This window comes from Mesorhizobium sp. M0195 (assembly GCF_040322115.1).
In the GTDB taxonomy this organism is placed as follows: domain Bacteria; phylum Pseudomonadota; class Alphaproteobacteria; order Rhizobiales; family Rhizobiaceae; genus Mesorhizobium.
Window position 1 is genome coordinate 1 of the sequence record NZ_JAMYSV010000036.1, and the last position, 18,071, is coordinate 18,071.

At 59.5% G+C, this 18,071-nt stretch carries 20 protein-coding genes; 7 read left to right on the plus strand and 13 right to left on the minus strand.

The features are described from left to right. Positions 1 to 511: 511 nt before the first annotated feature. The gene (locus NKJ12_RS30275) at positions 512 to 2,164 is read left to right on the plus strand and encodes an MFS transporter (protein WP_352707173.1); all 1,653 of its coding nucleotides are present in this window, start codon (positions 512 to 514) and stop codon (positions 2,162 to 2,164) included. A 40-nt stretch (positions 2,165 to 2,204) separates the two neighbouring features. After that, positions 2,205 to 2,453 carry a DUF982 domain-containing protein gene (locus tag NKJ12_RS30280; protein ID WP_352468908.1) on the plus strand — a complete coding sequence of 83 codons (249 nt, stop codon included), beginning with the start codon at positions 2,205 to 2,207 and terminating at the stop codon, positions 2,451 to 2,453. Positions 2,454 to 2,558: 105 nt separating this feature from the next. Here NKJ12_RS30280 and NKJ12_RS30285 read toward each other — a convergent pair whose 3' ends face one another. Genes NKJ12_RS30285 through NKJ12_RS30310 form a run of 6 tightly spaced genes read right to left on the minus strand, consistent with a single transcriptional unit; the run spans position 2,559 to position 9,824 of the window. Further along, on the minus strand, positions 2,559 to 4,709 hold the full coding sequence (locus NKJ12_RS30285; RefSeq protein ID WP_352707176.1) for a type IV secretory system conjugative DNA transfer family protein: 2,151 nt from the start codon (positions 4,707 to 4,709) through the stop codon (positions 2,559 to 2,561). 12 nt (positions 4,710 to 4,721) lie between these two features. Beyond that, positions 4,722 to 5,747, minus strand: coding sequence for a P-type DNA transfer ATPase VirB11 (virB11, locus tag NKJ12_RS30290; protein WP_352707179.1), 1,026 nt, complete (start codon positions 5,745 to 5,747; stop codon positions 4,722 to 4,724). Next, positions 5,744 to 7,207 (minus strand): type IV secretion system protein VirB10, encoded by a 1,464-nt coding sequence (gene virB10, locus NKJ12_RS30295; protein WP_352707181.1) that lies wholly within the window; start codon positions 7,205 to 7,207, stop codon positions 5,744 to 5,746. Before virB10 ends, virB11 begins: the two co-directional genes overlap by 4 nt. Further along, positions 7,207 to 8,004 (minus strand): TrbG/VirB9 family P-type conjugative transfer protein, encoded by a 798-nt coding sequence (locus NKJ12_RS30300; RefSeq protein ID WP_352707183.1) that lies wholly within the window; start codon positions 8,002 to 8,004, stop codon positions 7,207 to 7,209. Before NKJ12_RS30300 ends, virB10 begins: the two co-directional genes overlap by 1 nt. Beyond that, entirely contained in the window at positions 8,001 to 8,762 is a 762-nt protein-coding gene (locus tag NKJ12_RS30305; RefSeq protein ID WP_352707185.1) for a VirB8 family type IV secretion system protein, read from the minus strand. Before NKJ12_RS30305 ends, NKJ12_RS30300 begins: the two co-directional genes overlap by 4 nt. A gap of 18 nt (positions 8,763 to 8,780) precedes the next feature. Further along, positions 8,781 to 9,824, minus strand: coding sequence for a TrbL/VirB6 family protein (locus NKJ12_RS30310; protein ID WP_352707187.1), 1,044 nt, complete (start codon positions 9,822 to 9,824; stop codon positions 8,781 to 8,783). 12 nt (positions 9,825 to 9,836) lie between these two features. On the opposite strand from NKJ12_RS30310, the gene NKJ12_RS30315 reads away from it, so the two are divergent. Beyond that, positions 9,837 to 10,010 (plus strand): hypothetical protein, encoded by a 174-nt coding sequence (locus tag NKJ12_RS30315; RefSeq protein ID WP_352707189.1) that lies wholly within the window; start codon positions 9,837 to 9,839, stop codon positions 10,008 to 10,010. Here NKJ12_RS30315 and NKJ12_RS30320 read toward each other — a convergent pair. Genes NKJ12_RS30320 through NKJ12_RS30345 form a run of 6 tightly spaced genes read right to left on the minus strand, consistent with a single transcriptional unit; the run spans position 10,007 to position 15,496 of the window. Beyond that, complete coding sequence (locus NKJ12_RS30320; protein ID WP_352707192.1) at positions 10,007 to 10,741, minus strand: type IV secretion system protein; 735 nt, start codon at positions 10,739 to 10,741, stop codon at positions 10,007 to 10,009. The two genes, NKJ12_RS30315 and NKJ12_RS30320, sit on opposite strands and share 4 nt — an antisense overlap. Before the next feature lie 9 nt (positions 10,742 to 10,750). Continuing rightward, positions 10,751 to 11,908, minus strand: coding sequence for a transglycosylase SLT domain-containing protein (locus NKJ12_RS30325; protein ID WP_352707195.1), 1,158 nt, complete (start codon positions 11,906 to 11,908; stop codon positions 10,751 to 10,753). Beyond that, the gene (locus tag NKJ12_RS30330; RefSeq protein ID WP_352707197.1) at positions 11,892 to 14,294 is read right to left on the minus strand and encodes a VirB4 family type IV secretion/conjugal transfer ATPase; all 2,403 of its coding nucleotides are present in this window, start codon (positions 14,292 to 14,294) and stop codon (positions 11,892 to 11,894) included. The genes NKJ12_RS30325 and NKJ12_RS30330 overlap by 17 nt, the downstream gene beginning before the upstream one ends. Next, positions 14,291 to 14,584: a VirB3 family type IV secretion system protein gene (locus NKJ12_RS30335; RefSeq protein WP_352707200.1), complete on the minus strand. Its 294-nt coding sequence runs from the start codon at positions 14,582 to 14,584 to the stop codon at positions 14,291 to 14,293. The genes NKJ12_RS30330 and NKJ12_RS30335 overlap by 4 nt, the downstream gene beginning before the upstream one ends. Before the next feature lie 3 nt (positions 14,585 to 14,587). Further along, positions 14,588 to 14,902 (minus strand): TrbC/VirB2 family type IV secretion system protein, encoded by a 315-nt coding sequence (locus NKJ12_RS30340; protein ID WP_352707203.1) that lies wholly within the window; start codon positions 14,900 to 14,902, stop codon positions 14,588 to 14,590. A 12-nt stretch (positions 14,903 to 14,914) separates the two neighbouring features. Beyond that, complete coding sequence (locus tag NKJ12_RS30345) at positions 14,915 to 15,496, minus strand: lytic transglycosylase domain-containing protein (protein ID WP_352707204.1); 582 nt, start codon at positions 15,494 to 15,496, stop codon at positions 14,915 to 14,917. A gap of 156 nt (positions 15,497 to 15,652) precedes the next feature. Here NKJ12_RS30345 and NKJ12_RS30350 point away from each other — a divergent pair, with 156 nt between their 5' ends. Genes NKJ12_RS30350 through NKJ12_RS30360 form a run of 3 tightly spaced genes read left to right on the plus strand, consistent with a single transcriptional unit; the run spans position 15,653 to position 16,961 of the window. After that, positions 15,653 to 16,252, plus strand: a complete 600-nt coding sequence (locus tag NKJ12_RS30350; protein ID WP_352707206.1) for a hypothetical protein — start codon at positions 15,653 to 15,655, stop codon at positions 16,250 to 16,252. Continuing rightward, on the plus strand, positions 16,249 to 16,788 hold the full coding sequence (locus NKJ12_RS30355) for a thermonuclease family protein (RefSeq protein ID WP_352707210.1): 540 nt from the start codon (positions 16,249 to 16,251) through the stop codon (positions 16,786 to 16,788). The genes NKJ12_RS30350 and NKJ12_RS30355 overlap by 4 nt, the downstream gene beginning before the upstream one ends. Positions 16,789 to 16,790: 2 nt before the next feature. Next, complete coding sequence (locus tag NKJ12_RS30360; protein ID WP_352707212.1) at positions 16,791 to 16,961, plus strand: hypothetical protein; 171 nt, start codon at positions 16,791 to 16,793, stop codon at positions 16,959 to 16,961. Here NKJ12_RS30360 and NKJ12_RS30365 read toward each other — a convergent pair. Next, complete coding sequence (locus tag NKJ12_RS30365) at positions 16,958 to 17,302, minus strand: hypothetical protein (protein ID WP_352468892.1); 345 nt, start codon at positions 17,300 to 17,302, stop codon at positions 16,958 to 16,960. The two genes, NKJ12_RS30360 and NKJ12_RS30365, sit on opposite strands and share 4 nt — an antisense overlap. Positions 17,303 to 17,438: 136 nt before the next feature. Here NKJ12_RS30365 and NKJ12_RS30370 point away from each other — a divergent pair, with 136 nt between their 5' ends. Beyond that, positions 17,439 to 18,068: a DNA-binding response regulator gene (locus NKJ12_RS30370; protein WP_352707215.1), complete on the plus strand. Its 630-nt coding sequence runs from the start codon at positions 17,439 to 17,441 to the stop codon at positions 18,066 to 18,068. The last annotated feature ends 3 nt before the right edge of the window (positions 18,069 to 18,071 follow it).

Below are 18,071 nucleotides of genomic sequence, written 5' to 3' on the forward strand. Positions count from 1 at the left end.
GGGCAGACGCCCCGAAACGAACCCGTCGACCGCAACCTGCAAACCCCCGCCTGCCATCACGACGGAGCAATCCCGGCGCCTGACGCGGCGCGTGGAAAAGCACCGCAACGGCGACCACAATGTCGCTTCAGGCCGTCAAAAGCTTAGTCGCCGTGCATCAAGGCGGCTAGGTAGGTGTGGCCCGGCTTCGTTGAATCCGCTGCGGGCCAGCTCTCTGATAGAAATCGGCGCCGTCGTCCCAGGCTTTCCATGGGCATCGTTTCCCGCGCGGAATGAAGGTCTCCTTCCCGAAGGCGGCAATTCCTAACTCGGTGCGATGCCCGATTTGCGGTCAGGCTGCATCCGCCTTTTCTTCCAGACCAAGTAATCGCTTCGGCCAGAGCGCCGGCGGTGAAGAATTGTCTTGCGCTATCCCTAGCAAATGCGCTCATGCTGCTATTCCTCCACGGGCACCTGCGCCGGGAGGGCACCTCTAAACGCGACCGATAGACCGAGGGGAGGGCTCAACCCAATGAGCAGGGTGGCGCCCGCAGATGCGACTCCAGCTTCGTCGGCGACATTTGCGCCGCTCGAGAATGCAACTTTCCGATCGCTCTGGCTTGCTACGCAGGTGTCCAGCTTTGGCTGGCTAATTCAAACTGTCGCCATCAGTTGGCTGATGGCGACCATTTCGACTTCCGACGTGATGGTCGCCTTGGTGCAGGCTTCGACGACGTTGCCTACATTCGTCCTGTCGATCATCGCCGGAGCCCTGGCTGATAATTTCAGCCGCCGCAATCTGATGTTCGCTGGCTGGTCCGTGATAGCGCTGTCCTCGGCGATGCTGACGGTTCTTGCAGGCTTGGGAATTTTCAATCCATGGATGGTTCTTGCATTCAGCTGTTTGGCCGGAGCGGGCGCCGCTTTCACCGATCCCGCTTGGCACGCGTCGGTCGGCGACATCTTACGAAAACGCGAAGTTCCAGCCGCGGTTACGCTCATCTCGGTTGGATATAACGCTGTTCGAAGCGTCGGTCCGGCGATTGGTGGCATTGTCGTTGCCTCCTTTGGACCTTTGACAGCTTTCGCTGTGGCGACGCTGACCTATCTAGCGCTGCTGTGGACCATAGGGCGCCGCAAATGGGATGTTCGCTCGTCCCCCCTCCCGCGGGAGCCATTGACCACGGCCATCCATGACGGAGCGCGCTTCACCGCACTATCGGCGGAGATCAAGGCGGCAATCGCGCGTGGCGCGCTTTTTGGCCTGACCAGCATCTCCATACTCGCGCTCCTGCCTATCGTTGCTCGCGATCAATTAGGCGGAGGACCGATCGTTTATGGCATCCTGATGGCTGGCTTCGGGACCGGCGCCTTGTGCGTCGGCATCTGCAACAATGTTTTGAGACGGTCGCTCTCCCAGGAGCGACTGACAATACTGGCATGCATTGCTTGCGCGGCGTGTTGTTTATCTCTTGCTCTCACGTCTTCAGTGGCAGTGGCTGCTATTGCGCTGGCGCTCGGCGGCGCGGGATGGGTGGTCACCTGGACGGGGCTCGACGTAAGCGTTCAATTGGCAAGCCCAAGGTGGGTCGTTGGTCGCACGCTCTCGATCTATTATGCCCTTTCGTCGGGTGGTATCGCGGCCGGCAGTTGGCTGTGGGGTACGGTGGCTGAGAACTATTCGCTTGCCTCAGCCCTGGAGATTTCAGCTGCTGCGCTACTGATGGTCGCGGCCACCGGGTTCCTGTTGCCGATCCGTCAATGGCAAGACTCTGATCAGGATCCTTTTGGCTTCGAGACACCGCAACTCGCTCTCGACCTGAAGCCGAGAAGCGGCCCGATCGTCATCAAGATCGAGTACTCAATACCGGAGGCAAACGTCGAAGCTTTCCTCGATCAGATGCAGGAACGACGGCGGGTGCAAAGCCGCGTCGGCGCCAGGCACTGGAACCTCCAGCGCGATCTTCAGGATTCCTCGCTTTGGACAGAAACCTTCCGCACGCCGACCTGGATGGACTATCTGCGCCTTAACCATCGCCTCACAGCGGCGGACAAGGAATTGGACCAACGTCTGCTCGAATTGAACATGGGTGGAAACCCACCTCTTACTAAACTTTCGATTGAGCGGCCGACCGGGGCAACCCGCAAGCGGGATCAACCGACGCGATTTTTCTTCCGCCGGTGATCGCAGGCTGTTGTTGATAGAGTTTCAAGGGTGAGGGTAGATGACCGGCTTGGTAAGATTTGAGAGGCCAGTTGTGATTCAGATTGGCCGCTATACAGAACGCACCGTGTTCGATGTTAATGATGCGGCCTCCATCCTGCTGCGGGATCTTGGTGGTCGTCAGACGGAGAAGCACAGGGCAGCTATGGACGCCTGTCTGAAGGTTATACGAGGTGAGCTTCATCCACCCGCCGCCCGCAGGGCTTTCGTCGCGGTCGCGCGCGAAGCAAAGATTCTACGCGGCGATTGACTGGAGTGCTCAAGCGGCACCGCCCGGCAACTGGCGGCTGATACAGAAGGCCTGAGGCATGACGTTGCCGCTCTTCTATCTGACACGAGCAGGGCGCAGCAGTTCCTACCCGTCGACTACATCGGGCAAGGTGTCTTCGACGACGCTCAAATTTCGGTCGAAAGCTTCTTTGTCGGATGCGTGGGCCCGGAGAGAGCGCACATTGTTCAGGATCGCCGCCACCGCCGCTTCTTTATCGGGTGCTATCCTTGTCGTGACCGCTTTAGCCGCCAACGCGGAAAAATCTATGGCGGTATAAGCTGGTACGACCGCAGCGTCGGTTGCTTTCGGCCGTTCTTTTACGATTGCGCGCCGGCCCCGCGGCAGAGCCATACGGTCAGCTTTTGCTGCAAATGTCGCGCCGCGCCGCAGGCGCGTCTGCACGAGGCCCGAGCGGTACGCAGGTGCTGTCGGCACAATCGTCGGGAGCGCATGAGATGGAACCGCCTCAGAAGCGTCCAATGCAGGGCTTTTCGTGCGCGAAGCGTCGGTAGAGGCGGGCAGGGGCATGAACGCGCGTTTGGCGAGCCGGCCGTCGGCGAAATAGAAATTGCGCGTGCCGAGAATTGGCAGTTCGCCGCGCGGCAATATGATGACCTTGTTCTTGTCGAGCGTGCGGATTTCATCCGGCCGCATAAGAGGCCGCCGCACTTGCTTGCGGTGCTCGGAGCGCGTGTAATAAGTGTCGAACAAGGTTGCCTTGGTTCGCGTCACGTCCTTTTGAACGTCCGACGTTTCGCCGAGCTGCTCGGAAATGTAGCGCAGATCGTCAGCGTCCTGCGCACCGAAAAAGATCTGCACGCGAGCCGCGTTGATAAGTGTCTTGCGCCCCTCCTGGCGATAGATCTCGTCTACAGCCTTCAGCGACTGTACGAAGAACCACATCGAAACACCGTTGCCGCCGAGCACGCTCGCCATTTCGGTCACGTTCTCGAGCTTGCCGAGGTTCTGGAACTCGTCGAGCAGCACAAGCACCGGATGCTCGTCGGCACGCGGCATAGTTTCCGACATGAAGTTCATCAACTGCGTAATCAGGACGTTGAACAACGGTCCAAGGGAGGTGATCTGCTCGCGCCGCACGTCGAGATAAAGAGAGATCCGGTCGCGCTTCAGCCTGCGAATATCGAACGTGCTGCGCGACGTAGCTCGCATCAGGCGCTCGTTGAGAAAAGGGGCCATGCCGGTGCGTACGCCGGCATATATCCCGGAAAACTGCCGCTCAGACATCTCAAAATATGGCAGCAGGGTTTGCAGCGTGAAATGCGAGCATTCGCGGCGGCGTTCCTCGCGCAGCGAGCCGATGAACTCCAGGAGCGGCTGCTCGGCACCGTTCATGATCTCGAGGATTGTGGCGAAGGTCTTCTTCTCGTTCGGGATCGCAGGCGATTCCATGACGAAGGACGCGATGCCGGTAAAAAGGAGGCGGGCGTCGTTAACCCAGTAGGGATCCGCGTTCGAAGGGGGGCGCGGAAACAGCGCTGCAGCGATGTTGCGAAGGTCGATGTCGCGCTGCGCCGAATCCAGCGAGATGAAGTCCATCGGATTGTAGCATGCGGTATTGCCGTCCGAATCAGCCGGCGCGAAACGCACCACGCGGCTCATGGTTGAACGGTAGCCGGCGGTGGCCGCATAGGTCTCGCCACGCAGGTCGAGAACCACGAACGAATGCGGCCAGGTCAGGGCGTTCGGGATAATGAGAGACGTGCCTTTGCCGGAGCGCGGCGGCCCTATCACAAAGCCGCCAACATCATCGCCATCAATCCACAATTTCTTGCCGCCAATCAGCTTGCGCTGGATCAAACGGACCTTGCCGGAGCGCTGATCGCGGCCGGGCGACAAAATTTCGGCCAGCCTGCCGCCGGCTCGACCGACGAACACGCCGCCAATTTTGGTCAAGCCGGTTTTCGATACGTCGCTCATAGTCATGAAGCGAGAGTCATTGCGCTTTCTGGGGCGCATGAGAAACAGGCCGACCAGTGGCAAGAGAAACCCTAAACCTCCCGTCGCAATGGCGTATTGCACCCGGTCAAAATTTCTCGCGGTCACGTCAGCCCAGGCCAAACGAACAACCGGCAAAGCATTGGCGTTCAACTGGTCGAACAGGACGTGGGAGCCAGTCCTGTACCAATCAGTCGCGGCATAGGCGACCGTGAAGACCAGGGCGCCCAGGGCCATCGCCATGAGCACCATGAAAATTGCTGTTGCGATTTTCTGCATGGGTTGGCCCCGCTAGATCGTCTCCGCCTTGGTGAACTTGATCTCGCTGATGCCGCGCCGTCCGCCTTCGGTGCGGACCATCTGAACGACCACCGGAATGACCTCGCGCAGATAGTCGAGAATTTCGCTTCGTGAGAGGCCCGAGCTGCCCTGCATGACCATCAGCGCCAGCCGCTCGTAGGCGGACCGGGCGGAATTGGCATGAACGGTCGTGAGTGAACCCGGATGGCCGGTGTTGATGGCCTGGAGGAATGCGAAGGTTTCAGCGCCGCGCAACTCGCCCAATAGCAGACGGTCGGGCCGCATGCGAAGCGAGGCCTCGAGCAGCTGTTGGGCGGAGACTTTGGCAAGGCCCTGGTCGCCCTTCGAAGCTATCAAGGTGACGTTGTTGGGAGCCGGCAGCCTCAGTTCCCGGGTATCTTCGATCGTGATGATCCGTTCATGGGCCGGGATCTCCTTCAAGAGCGCATTCAAAAACGTCGTCTTGCCGGTCGATGTACCGCCTGAAACGACGATGGAGACACGGTTGCGCACGGCATATTGCAGGAAGTCCATCGGCGACGTGTCGTGCAACATCTCGACAAGTCGCTTTTCTTCGGTTGACAGCGCCAGTCCGCTGCCCATCGCCGTGTTCTCGAATGCGCCGAGATCGTTGTAGGCATCAAGGCTCATATCCATGATGACCTGCTTGCGGATCGAGATCGCCCCGCCTTCGGGAGCCGCCGGCGGCAAGATGCATTGGATGCGCTCACCCGAGGGAAGAGCGGCCGACAGGACCGGCTTTTCTTCGTTGATGACCTGATTTGTCGCCGAGGCGACGCCAGTCGAGATGTTGCGAATCCAGCCGGGCGTGACCTCTCGCTTGACGACGTGCTCCATTTCCTTCGCGCCGAGGCGTTCGATGAACAATTCACCCGGCCTGTTGATCGCAATCTCGGAGACCGCATCTTCATTCAAATAGGACCATATCGGTTCCAGATGAGCGCGCAGGACCGGGGCTCTCGCCCAAGGGTCGGGGAGGGGAAGCACGGCATTCATTTCACCGGGCTCCCATAGCCGGAATAGAAATGATCCTTCGGCGTACCGTAGAGAGGCGTCGGATCGATCGCCGCCTTCGGCCGCCCACCTGCCTTCAGGCGTGCAACTTCTTCCTGAACGGGATCAGCGTACAAATCCGAGAAATCGAGATCTCGCCGCACCAGCACGACAATCGATGTGCCCTGGTCGACGTAGACTGTCGGGCCAATGTTCTGCGTGTCGCGAAACGCCTCTTGCGCGAGTTGCTGCAAGGCGGTCGATGACTTATCGAAGGCGATGCTGCGGGCGTCGCGCTGCGAGCCATTGCCACCATAAGTTACGGTGGTGGTCTCGCCGGTTACGGGATCGATCGTCGACACCTGGCGCTGTTGTCCATCCTGGCTGCGATCTCCAAGCGAGGACAGATATTCAGAGACGCCGCCAACGACGGAAAGCATGATGGCGTTGCCGTAGCGTTCAAGCCAGTGCGTATCGACACGGCCGCCCATGCCACCGCGGCCGAGCGCATCGGCACCAGGCGACTTGATATCGATAGAAATACCGTCCGAGCGGATGGCCCTGCTCCAGACGATGAAAACACGCTTCTGACCGCGCGCAAGCCCCGAGCGGTATTCCCCGGTCAGCCGCGAGCCCTTCGGAATGAGGATCCGCCTGCCGTCGAGCGAGAAGACATCCTCGCGCACGACAGCGCGCACGGCACCGGGAAGGTCGGTGTTGATCGCGGTTTCCAAATAGCCGCGAATGATCGTTCCCTCTGGGATCAACGCATCGGTGCGGCGGAAGACCCTGGCTTTGACAATGCCGGAAGAACTTGCCTCAGACTGCGCCAGGAATGCCTTGTTGGGATCACTGTCGGCGCCGGGGACCGCAATGATCTGACCGTCCGGCGCGATTTCGACCTGTGCCGCCGGGGCGCCGGCATCCGTCGAGCCGGTTTGATCATTCGTCACCATCTGGTTCGACCGCAGGCGTGCCCATACCGCTTTTTCACGCTCGGCGGCCTCAGCCTTAAGGCGAGCCTCGTCCTCAGCCGCGGCCTTGCGGCGGGCTTCTTCCTCCTCGGCCTTGCGGCGAGCCTCCTCGGCCGCCATTTGCGCCTCCAGCGCCCGCCGCTGCGCGTCAAGGTCCGCGCCCTCCTGCACGGTCTGGTCGACATTATCGGCTTGTTGCGTGCCCTTTTGGCCGTCAGCTGGTGGCGGCACCACGATCTGGTCGATCGTGCCGTCGGCAGGTTGCGGCGGGTCGTTCAACGCCGGCGGGCGGAACTCTGGCGGATTGAAGTTTTCCTCGCCATCGCTGCGAAGATCGCGCGATACCGGCTCCCGGGGCCAGTTCAGCCATATCAGCGCGCCTACCAGCACTACGCCGAGGCCGACCAGGGCGATCCTGGTACCCACGCCCGCACCACGGCGCGCGACTGTCGGGCTGCCGTCCAGTTGGTTATAATCGATCTGGGTCATCACCGCCCTCCGCTGGATCCGAACAGGGTGGAACCGCCTGTCAGTTTCGTTGGACCGTAGATCTGCTCGACCGGGTCGATAGGGTTGGGTCGCGCCCGGTTGTAGAGGCAGAGCGTCTTGCCATCGGCCCGCAAGGTGAATTGCCGCGCGACCTTGTCGATGATTGTGTATTTGCCCTGCGTACGAACGTTGACCAGCGACTCATGCCGCTTGTCGTCGACAACGAAGATCGCCGGAATGTCGCCCTTGAACTCCAGAAACACCTTGGTGCCGTCGTCGAATACGGTGCGCGGCTTCAGGCTGTCGTCGCCCTTGTAGGCGTAGTCGTAATTGAGATCGGCATAGTTCAGGTCCTTCAAATCCGGATCGGCGGCGCTCTCCTTGGCCTGTGAGAGCAGGCGCGCGTTGATATCCTCGTCCGGGTATTTGAACCGGACCTGGAAGGATGCCCGGTCACGGCTATTGTCAGTCGCCTGCAGCAGCAGGGAATAGACGCGCCGGTTGGTGACCACGTTGACGTTGGTCCACGCATCGGGCTCCAGCGGCTTGACGAACAGAAACCGCGATCCGCGTTTGGGGACGATCGACCAGCCTTTCGTGTCGCCAGCCGACACGGTTTCGATGACTTCGGTCGGACTGAGCTCGACCATCGTGGAAATGCCAAGAGCGGCGCGCACCGACGTCACGTCGTCGTTATTGAAGGTGACATATCGGATCCGGCCGTCGCGTGCCGCCGCGGCGTGGATCGTGCCGAGCAGCAGGGCGGCCGACAGTGCGAGGCCCGCGCGCCATTTCATTGCAGGCTCCCTGCGGCCGGCGCCGATTCCTGGTCGCGGCGATAATCCGTAACCTGAAATCCCAGCGGGTTGTCGAAGCGCCATTCGTTCTTCAGCGGCGTCGAGGTGTAGCGGAATTTTATCACCGCGACCCAATTGTCGGCGGTCGAAGAATTGTCCCGCCGCGTCGTCGTGGCGAAGCGCACCGATGCTGTGTTGCGGTTGAGCAGGGATACCGACTTGATCTCGACCGAGATCGTGGCATTGCGGCCATAGATCTTGTCCAGCGACTGAGGATTCGCAGGCGTGTACAGCCATGTCAAATCCTTGGACGCCGTGTCGGTGGAGTAGAGTTGCGCCAAGTCGTAATTCTGTTTCAGTTCACGCGAATCGTAGGTTTCGCGGGCCCTGATGTAGCGTACCAGATTGGCCGCCGTGACGGCTTCGTTCTGGGACAAATCTCCAGGCTTGAGCGCGCGCATGATCTCGAGGTAGCCCGTCGATTTGTCGACCTCCACAACATACGGTTCGAACTGCCGGAGCGGCAGGATCAGCACGAGCGCCAGCAGCGACAACACCGCCACCAGTCCAGAAACGCCACTGACGATCCATGCCAATGTACGCGATCGACGCATTGACCTGTGCGTGTCGTCTTCCCAGGTCGCGCCCGCCCTGTAATAGCGCTTGTCGACGAGTTCGCTGCTGCTGTCAGCAACCGTTTCCACTGGAATTGCCACTTTATTATTGCCTCGTTTGCCCGCCGCATCCTGATCCAGCACCGCGATCGTTCTGGTGTTCTAGGCCAGAGGCCTGGAGTTATCCCGCGCACCTTGCTGGATAGCGGACCGGGTTGCGTCGTCCGCCCTCGCTGCTCGCGAAGCTCGAAAACTGTTTGCCGCGAGCTGCCGGGCGCCGCGAGCGGCACGGCCGGCGGCCCAGCGCGCGCCGGAATAGCGCACGGCATTCCTGCCGAACGTCCCATATGAGTACCGGGCTCCCACGGTGCTGAGATAGCCGCCGCCATTCAGGATCGAAGCAATCGACGGTATCTGCATGAGAACGTAGATCCCGATGATCGTCACCAGCACCAGCGGCAGCACCAGCGACATTTTGCTATCCATGGTCGCTCCGCCGGACGTGGCGGTGTTCAGCGCCGCATTGACCAGCGAGAAGTAGAAACCGAGAAAGCCGTAAATCAGGACTTGCTGGATCATCAGAAAGGTGGTGAGCGAAAGGAAGCCTTCGCTCATGCGCGAGGACCATCGGTAAAGCCAAAGAACGATCCATATCGGCGCCAAGGCGAGCGTGATGAACAACATCACTTTGGCGGCGATGATCGCGGCAATGGCAAGCGCTGCGAAGATGATGGCAGACAGCAGAACGAGCAGCGACAAGAGCGCACCAAAAATGTCATAGAAGGATCCGCTGTAGACCTGATTGGCGACGTCCTGCGCCCCCTGGTAGAGATTGTCGATAAGCGCTGGAATTGCCGCCTGGTCGCTGAGCTGGTTGCCGGTGGCCCGCGACACGGCGCCGACGATCACCTTGCCGACCTCGTCTGGAATGCTTTGCGCGAGCTGATAGATCGTCGCGGAAAATGTGCCCCATCCCGTTAGCAGCAGATAGATGATGACGGCGCGGCCGAGGCGATAGGCCGCTTCGATTGGCGAAATCGACTCACGCCCGCTCAGGATCGAATAGCCCCACCACACGATATAGAGGGTCAGCATCAGGGTGAAGACGTTGCCCATCGCATTGCCCAACTGCATATAGACGGTGCGGACGAAGTCCTCACCGATGTTGTCAATGCCACCGAGAATGCTTTCGGCGAGACCGTTCATGGATCCTCGTCAATGATGCTGGCGAACGGCGTTGAATTGACCGGCTTCAGCGCGCCGCATTCGTCGGCGTGCGCATACGCCAAACGCCCGCACGGCGCTTTCAGTTCGCGATTTGCGCATCCGAAAAGCCCTGCGCTGAGCCCGATCACAACGCATGTGCGCAACACCAGCCTCGACAAGTGCTAGCCTCCGCTCTTGCCAAAATTCGCGAACGGATTGACGTTTCGAGGTGTCATCATCTTCTGGACCTGGCTCTGACGAAGAAGGTCTGTCTTCAGCTTCTCATTCAATGCCGCGACCGCACCGTTCTGGACGCCGATCAATTCGTTGACCGCGCGCGCGTTTTCGAGCTGCATTCGCGTGTTCTGGTCTACCGAACCCTTGACGTCCTCCGACTTGCCGATCTGCCCGCTCGCGGACTGCAGTGACTGTTCGCGCTGGGTGACGCCCTGCGAGGCCTGCGAAGTCAACGCGCTTAGCAGCCAGGCCACGTTGACGCTGCCGCCGTAGGCTGAGTTGACGGCGCTCGTCTCTTTGCCGGCGATCTGCTGGAGCTGCTTCACCAGCTGAAGCCCGTTGATCACAGCGCCGGCGATTTTCTGGATTTCGGGGGACAGGCCGCCAAGCGAGAGCGCGCCGCCGTTCAGGATCGATCCGAACGACGGAGCCTGGGCAATCGACATATTGCCGCCGAGGCCCATCTGTCCGATTCCAAGCGAACCGTCACGACTGCCGCTGAGAGCCTGCAGGATCTCTTCGCTCTTTTTTAGGATATCCTTATTCGAGGCCATGATGGAGTTGGTGTTTTCCGCATTCTTGCGGGCTACATCGAGATTAGCGCCATCGATAACGGCAATCTGTGCGAAGGCCGTGCTTGCCCAAAGCGCCAGACTGGCCGCAATCGCGAATTTCTTCATGTCAGCCTCCTATTGTTGCAAGGAATCGATCACGCTGGCAGCGCCAGCAGGGTCGGGGGTGATGATCATCGAGCGGCTGTCGGCTGAGCTTGCCCCTGCGTTCTCAGGTGCGCATGGTAGCCACCGGCCGCGATCGATCTTCAACCGTTCAAATTCCGCGGGATCACAAGAGAACGGGTTTGCAGAGCCGCTCTTTGGCCGTTGCACCAGTTTGGACGACTGCGATGCCTGAACGTTCTGCAACGACAGAAATTGGGCCAGCAACGCCGTGAAGTCCCCCGCCTGGGCGAGGTACTGGTTGGTGACATCGGCGTTGATCCCACGAGCCGACGAGTTCAGCTCCCAAGCGTCTTTGTATTCCGTCACCTGGCCAACGGTGCCAGCTACCGCGTCGATCGCCGCATCGTTGGCGCCCATCTGCGATGAGCTTGCATCAAGCCCGCCAGCCGCCTTCCTGACCGTGCCCATGGCCGCGTCCTGGGCCGTGCCGCCTGCGCCGTCGGCCGTTACGATCGAGAAGGGTGGCGGCGCGGCGGCCGGAGCCTTGCCGCTCGACACATATTCGTTGAAGTAGTTGTTCCAGCGGCCGACCCCGCCGGCCCACTGGTTTTGCTCGCCAGCGTTCGATCCGTTGTAGAAGGAAGCGAGACAGCTATAATTCGTTGCCCCGCATTGCTTCACGCCCATTCCGAGATATTTGACACCGCCTTCGACGTTCTGCTCGTTCACGTCGCGGTCCAGTCCCATGGACTTCCCGGTGCCCTTGGTCAGCTGCATGACGCCTTTGACGCCGGTATGGCTCCCGGCGCAGGTGTCGAAGCGCGATTCCTGATAGGCGACGGAGAGCGCCAGGCCTTCGGGCACGCCGTACTTTTGCGCATAATAGCGGATCATCTTCACGTTGCCCGCGTCGCGCTGCAACGCTTCGGCCGGCGACCGGCGAAACATGTGTGAGCGATATTTGTTCGAATAGGTGCAGACGACGCTTTTTTTCTTGTCGGTTTCGCCCCTCTTCGCCTCATCCGACTTCTTGCTGTGCTGTTCGTCCTCTTGCCGCTTGTCGAGGTTCTGCCCGTCGATCACCGCGATCTGAGCGACAGCCACGCTCATGCTTCCCGCCGTCGCAAGAGCCACCGCCAGACAAGCGCCGCTAAGCCGCTTCGTCATGCTCGTTCTCCCATCCGCAGAAGTATGGCAGCCACGCCTCCGGCTCCTCGCCGAAAATCTGCCGGAGCCGTGCGCATTCCTTGCTGTTGGCTTCGTTCGAGGACAAGACCTTGACGAGATCGGGCATCGCCGACAAATCGAGCTTGGCGACGATCGAGTCGCTGTCGTGCTTGACGAGGAAGGTCCGTGTTTCCTTCGCCGTTCGGCGCACGAACTCGAATTCCTTCGCCGTCAGCGAGAAGCGCTCCATGTAGGACTCCTTGCTCGCCTTTGGGTTGGGGAAGAAAATGTTGGTCTTCGTTTGCTCGATCAGCGACGACGAGATCGAGGAATTGACGACGTCTTCCGCTGTCTGCGTGCCAAAGCCGACGACGCCGTTGCGGCGACGAATGGTCTTCAGCGTCTCGTTGATGAAGGCGGCGAAAACCTCGTCGTCCAACAGCTTCCAGCCTTCATCGAGGAAAAGCATGATCGGCGAGCCGTTGATGACGTCCTCAAGACGGTGGAAGATGTAGAGCAACGCCGCCGAGCGCAGCTTTTGGTCGCCCAGGATCTTAGTCATGTCGAACCCGACAACGGGTTTCGAGAAATCCACCAGATCGACGGGATTGTTGAAAAGCCAGCCCTTGTCCTTCGGGTCGAGCCAGGGTTGTATCCGCGCGGCCAGATCATTCATACCAGGCGTGAGCGAGCCCCGCAGCACTTCCGGCAGCAGGTCGAAGGTCCGCTGTTCGCGCGGAATCTTGTAGATCATGTCGACGGCGGCGTTGATGACGCGCATCTCCGCCACGTCCAGCGCGCCACCTTCCGGCGTCAAAATGTAGATGAGCAAATCTTCCAGGAAAGAACGGTTTTCTGCCGTGTCCTCGAGCTGCAATGGCGCGAACCCTGTCGGCTGGGAAGGTTCCATCACCTCGTAGCGACCGCCGAGCGCTCGAACGAAAATTTCAGCACCGCGCATATAGTCGAAATATACACATCGCGGCCGCGGCATGATGCGCATGGCCTGCGCCATCAGGAACGACAGCACCACGGTCTTGCCCGAGCCGGTCGGGCCGAACACCGTGAAGTGCCCGACATCGTGAACGTGGAAATTGAAATAGTAGGCCGTCTGGCTGGTCGTTTCGAGCAAAGCGATGGGGCGTTTCCAATGAAGCCGCTCACGTTGGCCGGACGGGAAATTATGTCCTGAGAAAAGGCCTGCGAAGTTAAGGGACGAGATCAAAGCGCGTCGCGCGATGTAGCTGAAATTTCCCGGCAATTGCGCCCAGAAGGCGAGTTCCGTGTTCAGTGTCTCGCGAACCGGCACGATCGACATGCGCGAAAGCTCGGCCGTAATGTCTGATAGCGCGCGGTTGAGCCCACTCATGACCGGTGCCAAGGCCATGACGCTCATGTGATGTTGTCCGAAGACGACTTCGCCACCGGCCAGCTTGTCGGCGCCATCATGAACGGACTCCTCGACCGTCGTGCCCGCCTCGTCCGATCCCTCAACCTGGTTGGCGATCGTGTGGATCCTGCGCATCGCCGTGACACGGTCTTCGATCGCAAAACTCTGCGTCAGGACGAACTCATGTGGCAGGCGCAAGAGACCGTCCAATGAGCCGGGAGCGGTGAACGGAGGGTATTCCTTGATTGACACCATGGCGCCGAGCTTGCCAGCGTCCGGCCCGCGAAGTTCCAGCGCGGACTTTCCGAAAAACAGCTGCCGCGTCGCCAGCACATCGCCAAGGCTCATGCGCGGCAAAGGCATTTCCACGTCGACGCCGCCCGCGAGGATCTTCGCCAAAAATTCCGCAGGCTCGGAAAAGAAGCTATTGCGGCGCTTCACGACACCGAGAAGACGCGCACCATAAGCGGTAAAATCCTTGGCGACGCCGTCGAGAACGTCATGCAGTTCGGCTATCGCCTCTTCGCGGGTTTCTTCGCCTGCGGTACTGATGCGGAATGCGTTGAGCGCCTTGTCCACCCAGCCGACGCGGCCGACCATCGGTCGGCGTATGACCGCCAGATACGCCTCGTTGACGAAAAGGTTTTTCGCCCCAAGCTGATCCATGTAGCGGGCGTCGAGCTCGGCCACGAAAGGATTGTCAAAGTCGCCTTCGATCTCGGGCGTCACGTGGCGGCGGATGATCGTTGTGTAGACCGCAAATCGAGAGGTCGAGAGATTGCGGAACGTGGTGTTGCGGTTGAACATTCGGCCGTTCAACTCGGCTTGGTCCATCGTCTGGAACGGCAGGCCACTGAGCTGGATGACGCCGACGAGAAAGCCACTCTTCGTCACGATCAGATTGTCATCGACATGGCGAAGATAGGGGATGTGCATCGCCGCGGGCTTTTCACGCCGCCGCTCACGGCCAAATTTCAGGTCGGCATCGAGGCTCATGGCGAATAGCTCCTCGCGCCCCAGAAAGTAAGGTTCGCCACCGCTCCCCGTTTGGAGATGTGCCGCTCGAAAACATGAAACATGTACGGGTCGCGCTGGCACAGATATGCGCTGACCAGATGCACCACGCCGAACACGCCAAGGCCGAGCATGAAGCTGCTCGTGGCGATAAAGCCGATCACCGCCAGGATGCCGTTTAGTGCAAAAACCTCATAGCGCACCCCCCATTTCATCGGCGGGCGTGTCAGTGGCAGGCTGACCGGCTCGACATAGACCTCCTCGTCGTCCATGTCTCAGCTGCCTCCCGCCGTCGCGCGAACAGAATCGACCAGTTGGGCGGCGCCGAAGATCAGAGCGATGCCGATGATGATGGAAAACGCCGTCATCCACGCCAGCCGGCCCGTCATCGCGACGAAGCCAAAAAAACAGACCGCGATGATGGCAAATGAGCGCGCTATGTTGCCTTGCAGAACGCCGACAAACCACTCCATCACATTTTCGACTGGCGCCGCCGACTGGGCATACGCAGTGGCCGGCGCGAGAGCTATTCCGACCGCCGAGGCCAAGGCCAGCTTCAGGGCGAATTTACCCGCTTTCCTGTATTCCACCCTTGGCTCCTTTCAGTTGCCGAAATCCATGACATGACCATCCTGCCAAGTGTCCTCGCTCGCTGGCGGAGCGGCCGCGAGCGTTTCCAATTTGGGTAGGGTGGATTTTTTGACGACACCGCCGAACTTCCAGCGGTTCAATATTTTCACGATGTATTCTGCCGTCTCCGGATTCACCGGAATGCCCTTCGCCTTGTAGACGTTGTTGGCCCCGGCGTTGTAGGCCGCGAGCATCAGCAGCGGATCTTTGAACTGGTCGTACAGTGACTTCAGATACCGGATACCAGCCCGGACATTTGCCCGTGTATCGCAGGGGTTTGTCACGCCGAGATCGGAGGCCGTTCCTGGCATCAGCTGCATGATTCCCAAGGCCCCGGCTTTTGACGGACCCTGGTTGGCACCAAGATCGCTTTCGGCCCATGCAATTGCTTCGGCCAGATCGGCGTCAAATCCTTGTTCAGCCGCTATTGAGCGCACAAGGCTCTCGATCTGTGCACGGTTGCCACCCTCACAAGCTCCGGAGCGATCTATACCGGTTGCCGCCACAGCTTTCGCTGGCGTTGCAAAGGCGACGGCAACGCGCTCTGATGCCATGTCCTGAGCCAGCGCCGTGAAAGGCGCTATGGCACCGCAAAGCGATATTGTCAGGAGAGGTCGAATCATTGGCTTGCCACAATTTGACACTTTACTATGGCTACACTCTGCCCTAGTAAAGTGTCAATCGATAAGCGTGACGAGAACGGAAATCCGATGAAACAGACAGCCATATTCGTCGCCTTGCTGCTCCAAAGCACCGTGGGTTTCGCAGCCGCCGCGAGCGCCCCGAATGCCTTCGATGAGCCATCGAAGGACTACTTGCTTCAGTTCTCGAAGCCTGGCGAGAAGGTCTTTGTCTATGAGCGCTACGACGCCAAGGGCGCGCTTTATCGGCGTGACGTTACCGCCTTGAAGATGCCGGTGAGGGTGAAGTCGGCTACTGAGCGCGTTATCAACGGCGCGACGTATCGGCTGCGCGGCCTCACAGCGTGCCCAAAGCCAAAAATCACATATAAAGCCGAAGAATGGGACTGCACGAAAGCCGCGCAAGATTACGAAGAGCGGATCTACAACCACCGTGCATCTGTCGTTCTTTGCAAGACGCTTGTTTTGCAAAGCAAGAAGGATGAACCCGACGCCGTGTCGTGCTTCTCCCTCGTCGGTGCAGGCGATGCAAACGATCCGTACACGGTCGCCTATGATGATGACGAAATGATCTTTTTCGACATGGCGGCGATTGGTAACAAGGATGGCAAATCTCTGCGCCCCGATCTGGAACATTCGGGCGAACTGGGCGAGCAGTTCCAAAAATGAGAAGGTTCAGCCTCGCAGCCATTGCCGTTGCACTATCCGCATCGGCTCACGCACAGGAGAGCAATGCTTCCACCGAACCGACTCCGTTCCAAGTATCGAAGTCGGCTCAACTGCTAACCGGCGACACATGGCGCGATGGAGACCGCCTGTTCCATCTCTATGGGGTCCAATCGTGTTTACGAGGGACAATCGCAGAGGAGGCCGGCGGCAGGAAAATTGATTGCGGCAACGCATCGCTGGCGCACTTGGCCGCGCTGTTTGACGGCACGGCAATCACCTGCCAGCCAATCGGCTACGCGCTCGACGAGGCGGCTTTTGTCATATGCGGAGCGCAGTTGAACGGCGAAACAATCGACGTCGGAACGGCCCTCATCTCGACGGGATATGCTTTTGCGGCGACGACAGTAAAAGGCAAGGCAGTCAACGGCAATTACCTAGTTGCCGAATTGGATGCGAAGTCGAAGCGCAGAGGATTGTGGAACACAACGTTTCAGCACCCAGTACAAATGCTGCTGAAACGCATATCGGAGAGATAATGATGAGCCGCGATGACGACGCCCACAACCATTACCATGGATATCCGGTGCAAGGACGCACCGACCGCTCAATTGGCGATGCCGTCGCATTCATCGCTATTATCTTGGTCCCCGCGGGAGTTTATGCCGCCTGGCACGCCATCACAGCATGGCTTTCGGCACTCTTCTCTTAGGATTGCAGTTTCGTGAAAGAACCGAGCACCGCCTGCAAATCGTCAACGTCAATTTCGCACCAGCCATGACCCATCAACCGTTGGAAATAAGCTGCCTTCATTTTCATATCCGCGACAGTGGCTACTGGAGCGATGGCGGCTCTCCTTCGTGCCGCGGCCTCTTGCGCCATAACCGCGTCCATCCTCTGACCCAGCAAGGCCGCGTCCGCCCCTTCAGCTTCCATCAATCGCCTGCCGAGATATTCGAGCATGGCCAGGCTCTGACGATGTGCCGCAATAAGATTCGCGACACCTTCAGCCGGTTCCATTTGTCCGTTGCTGCAGACCAGTTGAATAGCCATCGTCCTCCTCCTGGCGTACATTGGTCACATACTGATACCTCGGGAGGTAAGGAAAAATAGGGATGGCATCATCCCTATTTTGAAGCGACGATTCTAAGACCGGGCGGGGGTGCCTGCGTAGAAGGATTGGCTTCTAATGTTTCGTGCCCTGGTGGTTGAAGACCAGACGCTTATGCGTCTGGCATTAATGAACGAAGTGCAAGCAAGCTTCCATGACTGCATCGTTGTAGGTGCCGAAACCTTGGAGATTGCGACCAGAGAGCTTCAAAACATCCAATTTGATCTCATCGTAATTGATCCCGGCTTGCCCGGATTTGATCCCACGTCAGAAACTGCTCGGGTTTCTGTCGTCGACAAAATCATGGAAGCCTCTGCGAGCGCCATCCATATCGTCGTCACCGGCTCTGACAATCGAACCGAGGCCGAAGGCTTCCAGCAGATCGGCGCCGCAGCTTATCTCGGCAAAACCGGCCTTGCGCCCGGCGTTTTCAGCGACGTGCTCGAGGACATTTCATCCAAGGGCTTCTCCCTGCGCCTTTCGCGAGTCGCCATGACAAGGCCCGACTATCGCTTTTCCGTTCTGACGCCTCGCGAGCATGAAATCATCGACATGATGGCCCGCCGCGCGCCTGGCGTGAAACGGAAAGAGATTTTCGCCCTCATGTCAGAGCGGCTGGGCATCGATGCCGGCTCTGCCGAAAGGTACTACAAGCAGGCCCGGGCCAAACTCATGAGGCAAGGTCATCCGCTACCACAGGGGCTGTGATCG

Excerpts from the sequence above, each read along its gene's own strand:
- NKJ12_RS30285 (WP_352707176.1), bottom strand. The coding sequence starts at position 4,709 with ATGCAGAAAATCGCAACAGCAATTTTCATGGTGCTCATGGCGATGGCC.
- NKJ12_RS30355 (WP_352707210.1), top strand. The coding sequence starts at position 16,249 with ATGAGAAGGTTCAGCCTCGCAGCCATTGCCGTTGCACTATCCGCATCG.
- NKJ12_RS30370 (WP_352707215.1), top strand. The coding sequence starts at position 17,439 with ATGTTTCGTGCCCTGGTGGTTGAAGACCAGACGCTTATGCGTCTGGCA.
- NKJ12_RS30310 (WP_352707187.1), bottom strand. The coding sequence starts at position 9,824 with ATGAACGGTCTCGCCGAAAGCATTCTCGGTGGCATTGACAACATCGGT.
- NKJ12_RS30350 (WP_352707206.1), top strand. The coding sequence starts at position 15,653 with ATGAAACAGACAGCCATATTCGTCGCCTTGCTGCTCCAAAGCACCGTG.
- NKJ12_RS30330 (WP_352707197.1), bottom strand. The coding sequence starts at position 14,294 with ATGAGCCTCGATGCCGACCTGAAATTTGGCCGTGAGCGGCGGCGTGAA.
- virB11 (WP_352707179.1), bottom strand. The coding sequence starts at position 5,747 with ATGAATGCCGTGCTTCCCCTCCCCGACCCTTGGGCGAGAGCCCCGGTC.
- NKJ12_RS30320 (WP_352707192.1), bottom strand. The coding sequence starts at position 10,741 with ATGAAGAAATTCGCGATTGCGGCCAGTCTGGCGCTTTGGGCAAGCACG.
- NKJ12_RS30300 (WP_352707183.1), bottom strand. The coding sequence starts at position 8,004 with ATGAAATGGCGCGCGGGCCTCGCACTGTCGGCCGCCCTGCTGCTCGGC.
- NKJ12_RS30275 (WP_352707173.1), top strand. The coding sequence starts at position 512 with ATGAGCAGGGTGGCGCCCGCAGATGCGACTCCAGCTTCGTCGGCGACA.
- virB10 (WP_352707181.1), bottom strand. The coding sequence starts at position 7,207 with ATGACCCAGATCGATTATAACCAACTGGACGGCAGCCCGACAGTCGCG.
- NKJ12_RS30365 (WP_352468892.1), bottom strand. The coding sequence starts at position 17,302 with ATGGCTATTCAACTGGTCTGCAGCAACGGACAAATGGAACCGGCTGAA.
- NKJ12_RS30360 (WP_352707212.1), top strand. The coding sequence starts at position 16,791 with ATGAGCCGCGATGACGACGCCCACAACCATTACCATGGATATCCGGTG.
- NKJ12_RS30315 (WP_352707189.1), top strand. The coding sequence starts at position 9,837 with ATGATGCTGGCGAACGGCGTTGAATTGACCGGCTTCAGCGCGCCGCAT.
- NKJ12_RS30345 (WP_352707204.1), bottom strand. The coding sequence starts at position 15,496 with ATGGCATCAGAGCGCGTTGCCGTCGCCTTTGCAACGCCAGCGAAAGCT.
- NKJ12_RS30335 (WP_352707200.1), bottom strand. The coding sequence starts at position 14,584 with ATGGACGACGAGGAGGTCTATGTCGAGCCGGTCAGCCTGCCACTGACA.
- NKJ12_RS30325 (WP_352707195.1), bottom strand. The coding sequence starts at position 11,908 with ATGACGAAGCGGCTTAGCGGCGCTTGTCTGGCGGTGGCTCTTGCGACG.
- NKJ12_RS30280 (WP_352468908.1), top strand. The coding sequence starts at position 2,205 with ATGACCGGCTTGGTAAGATTTGAGAGGCCAGTTGTGATTCAGATTGGC.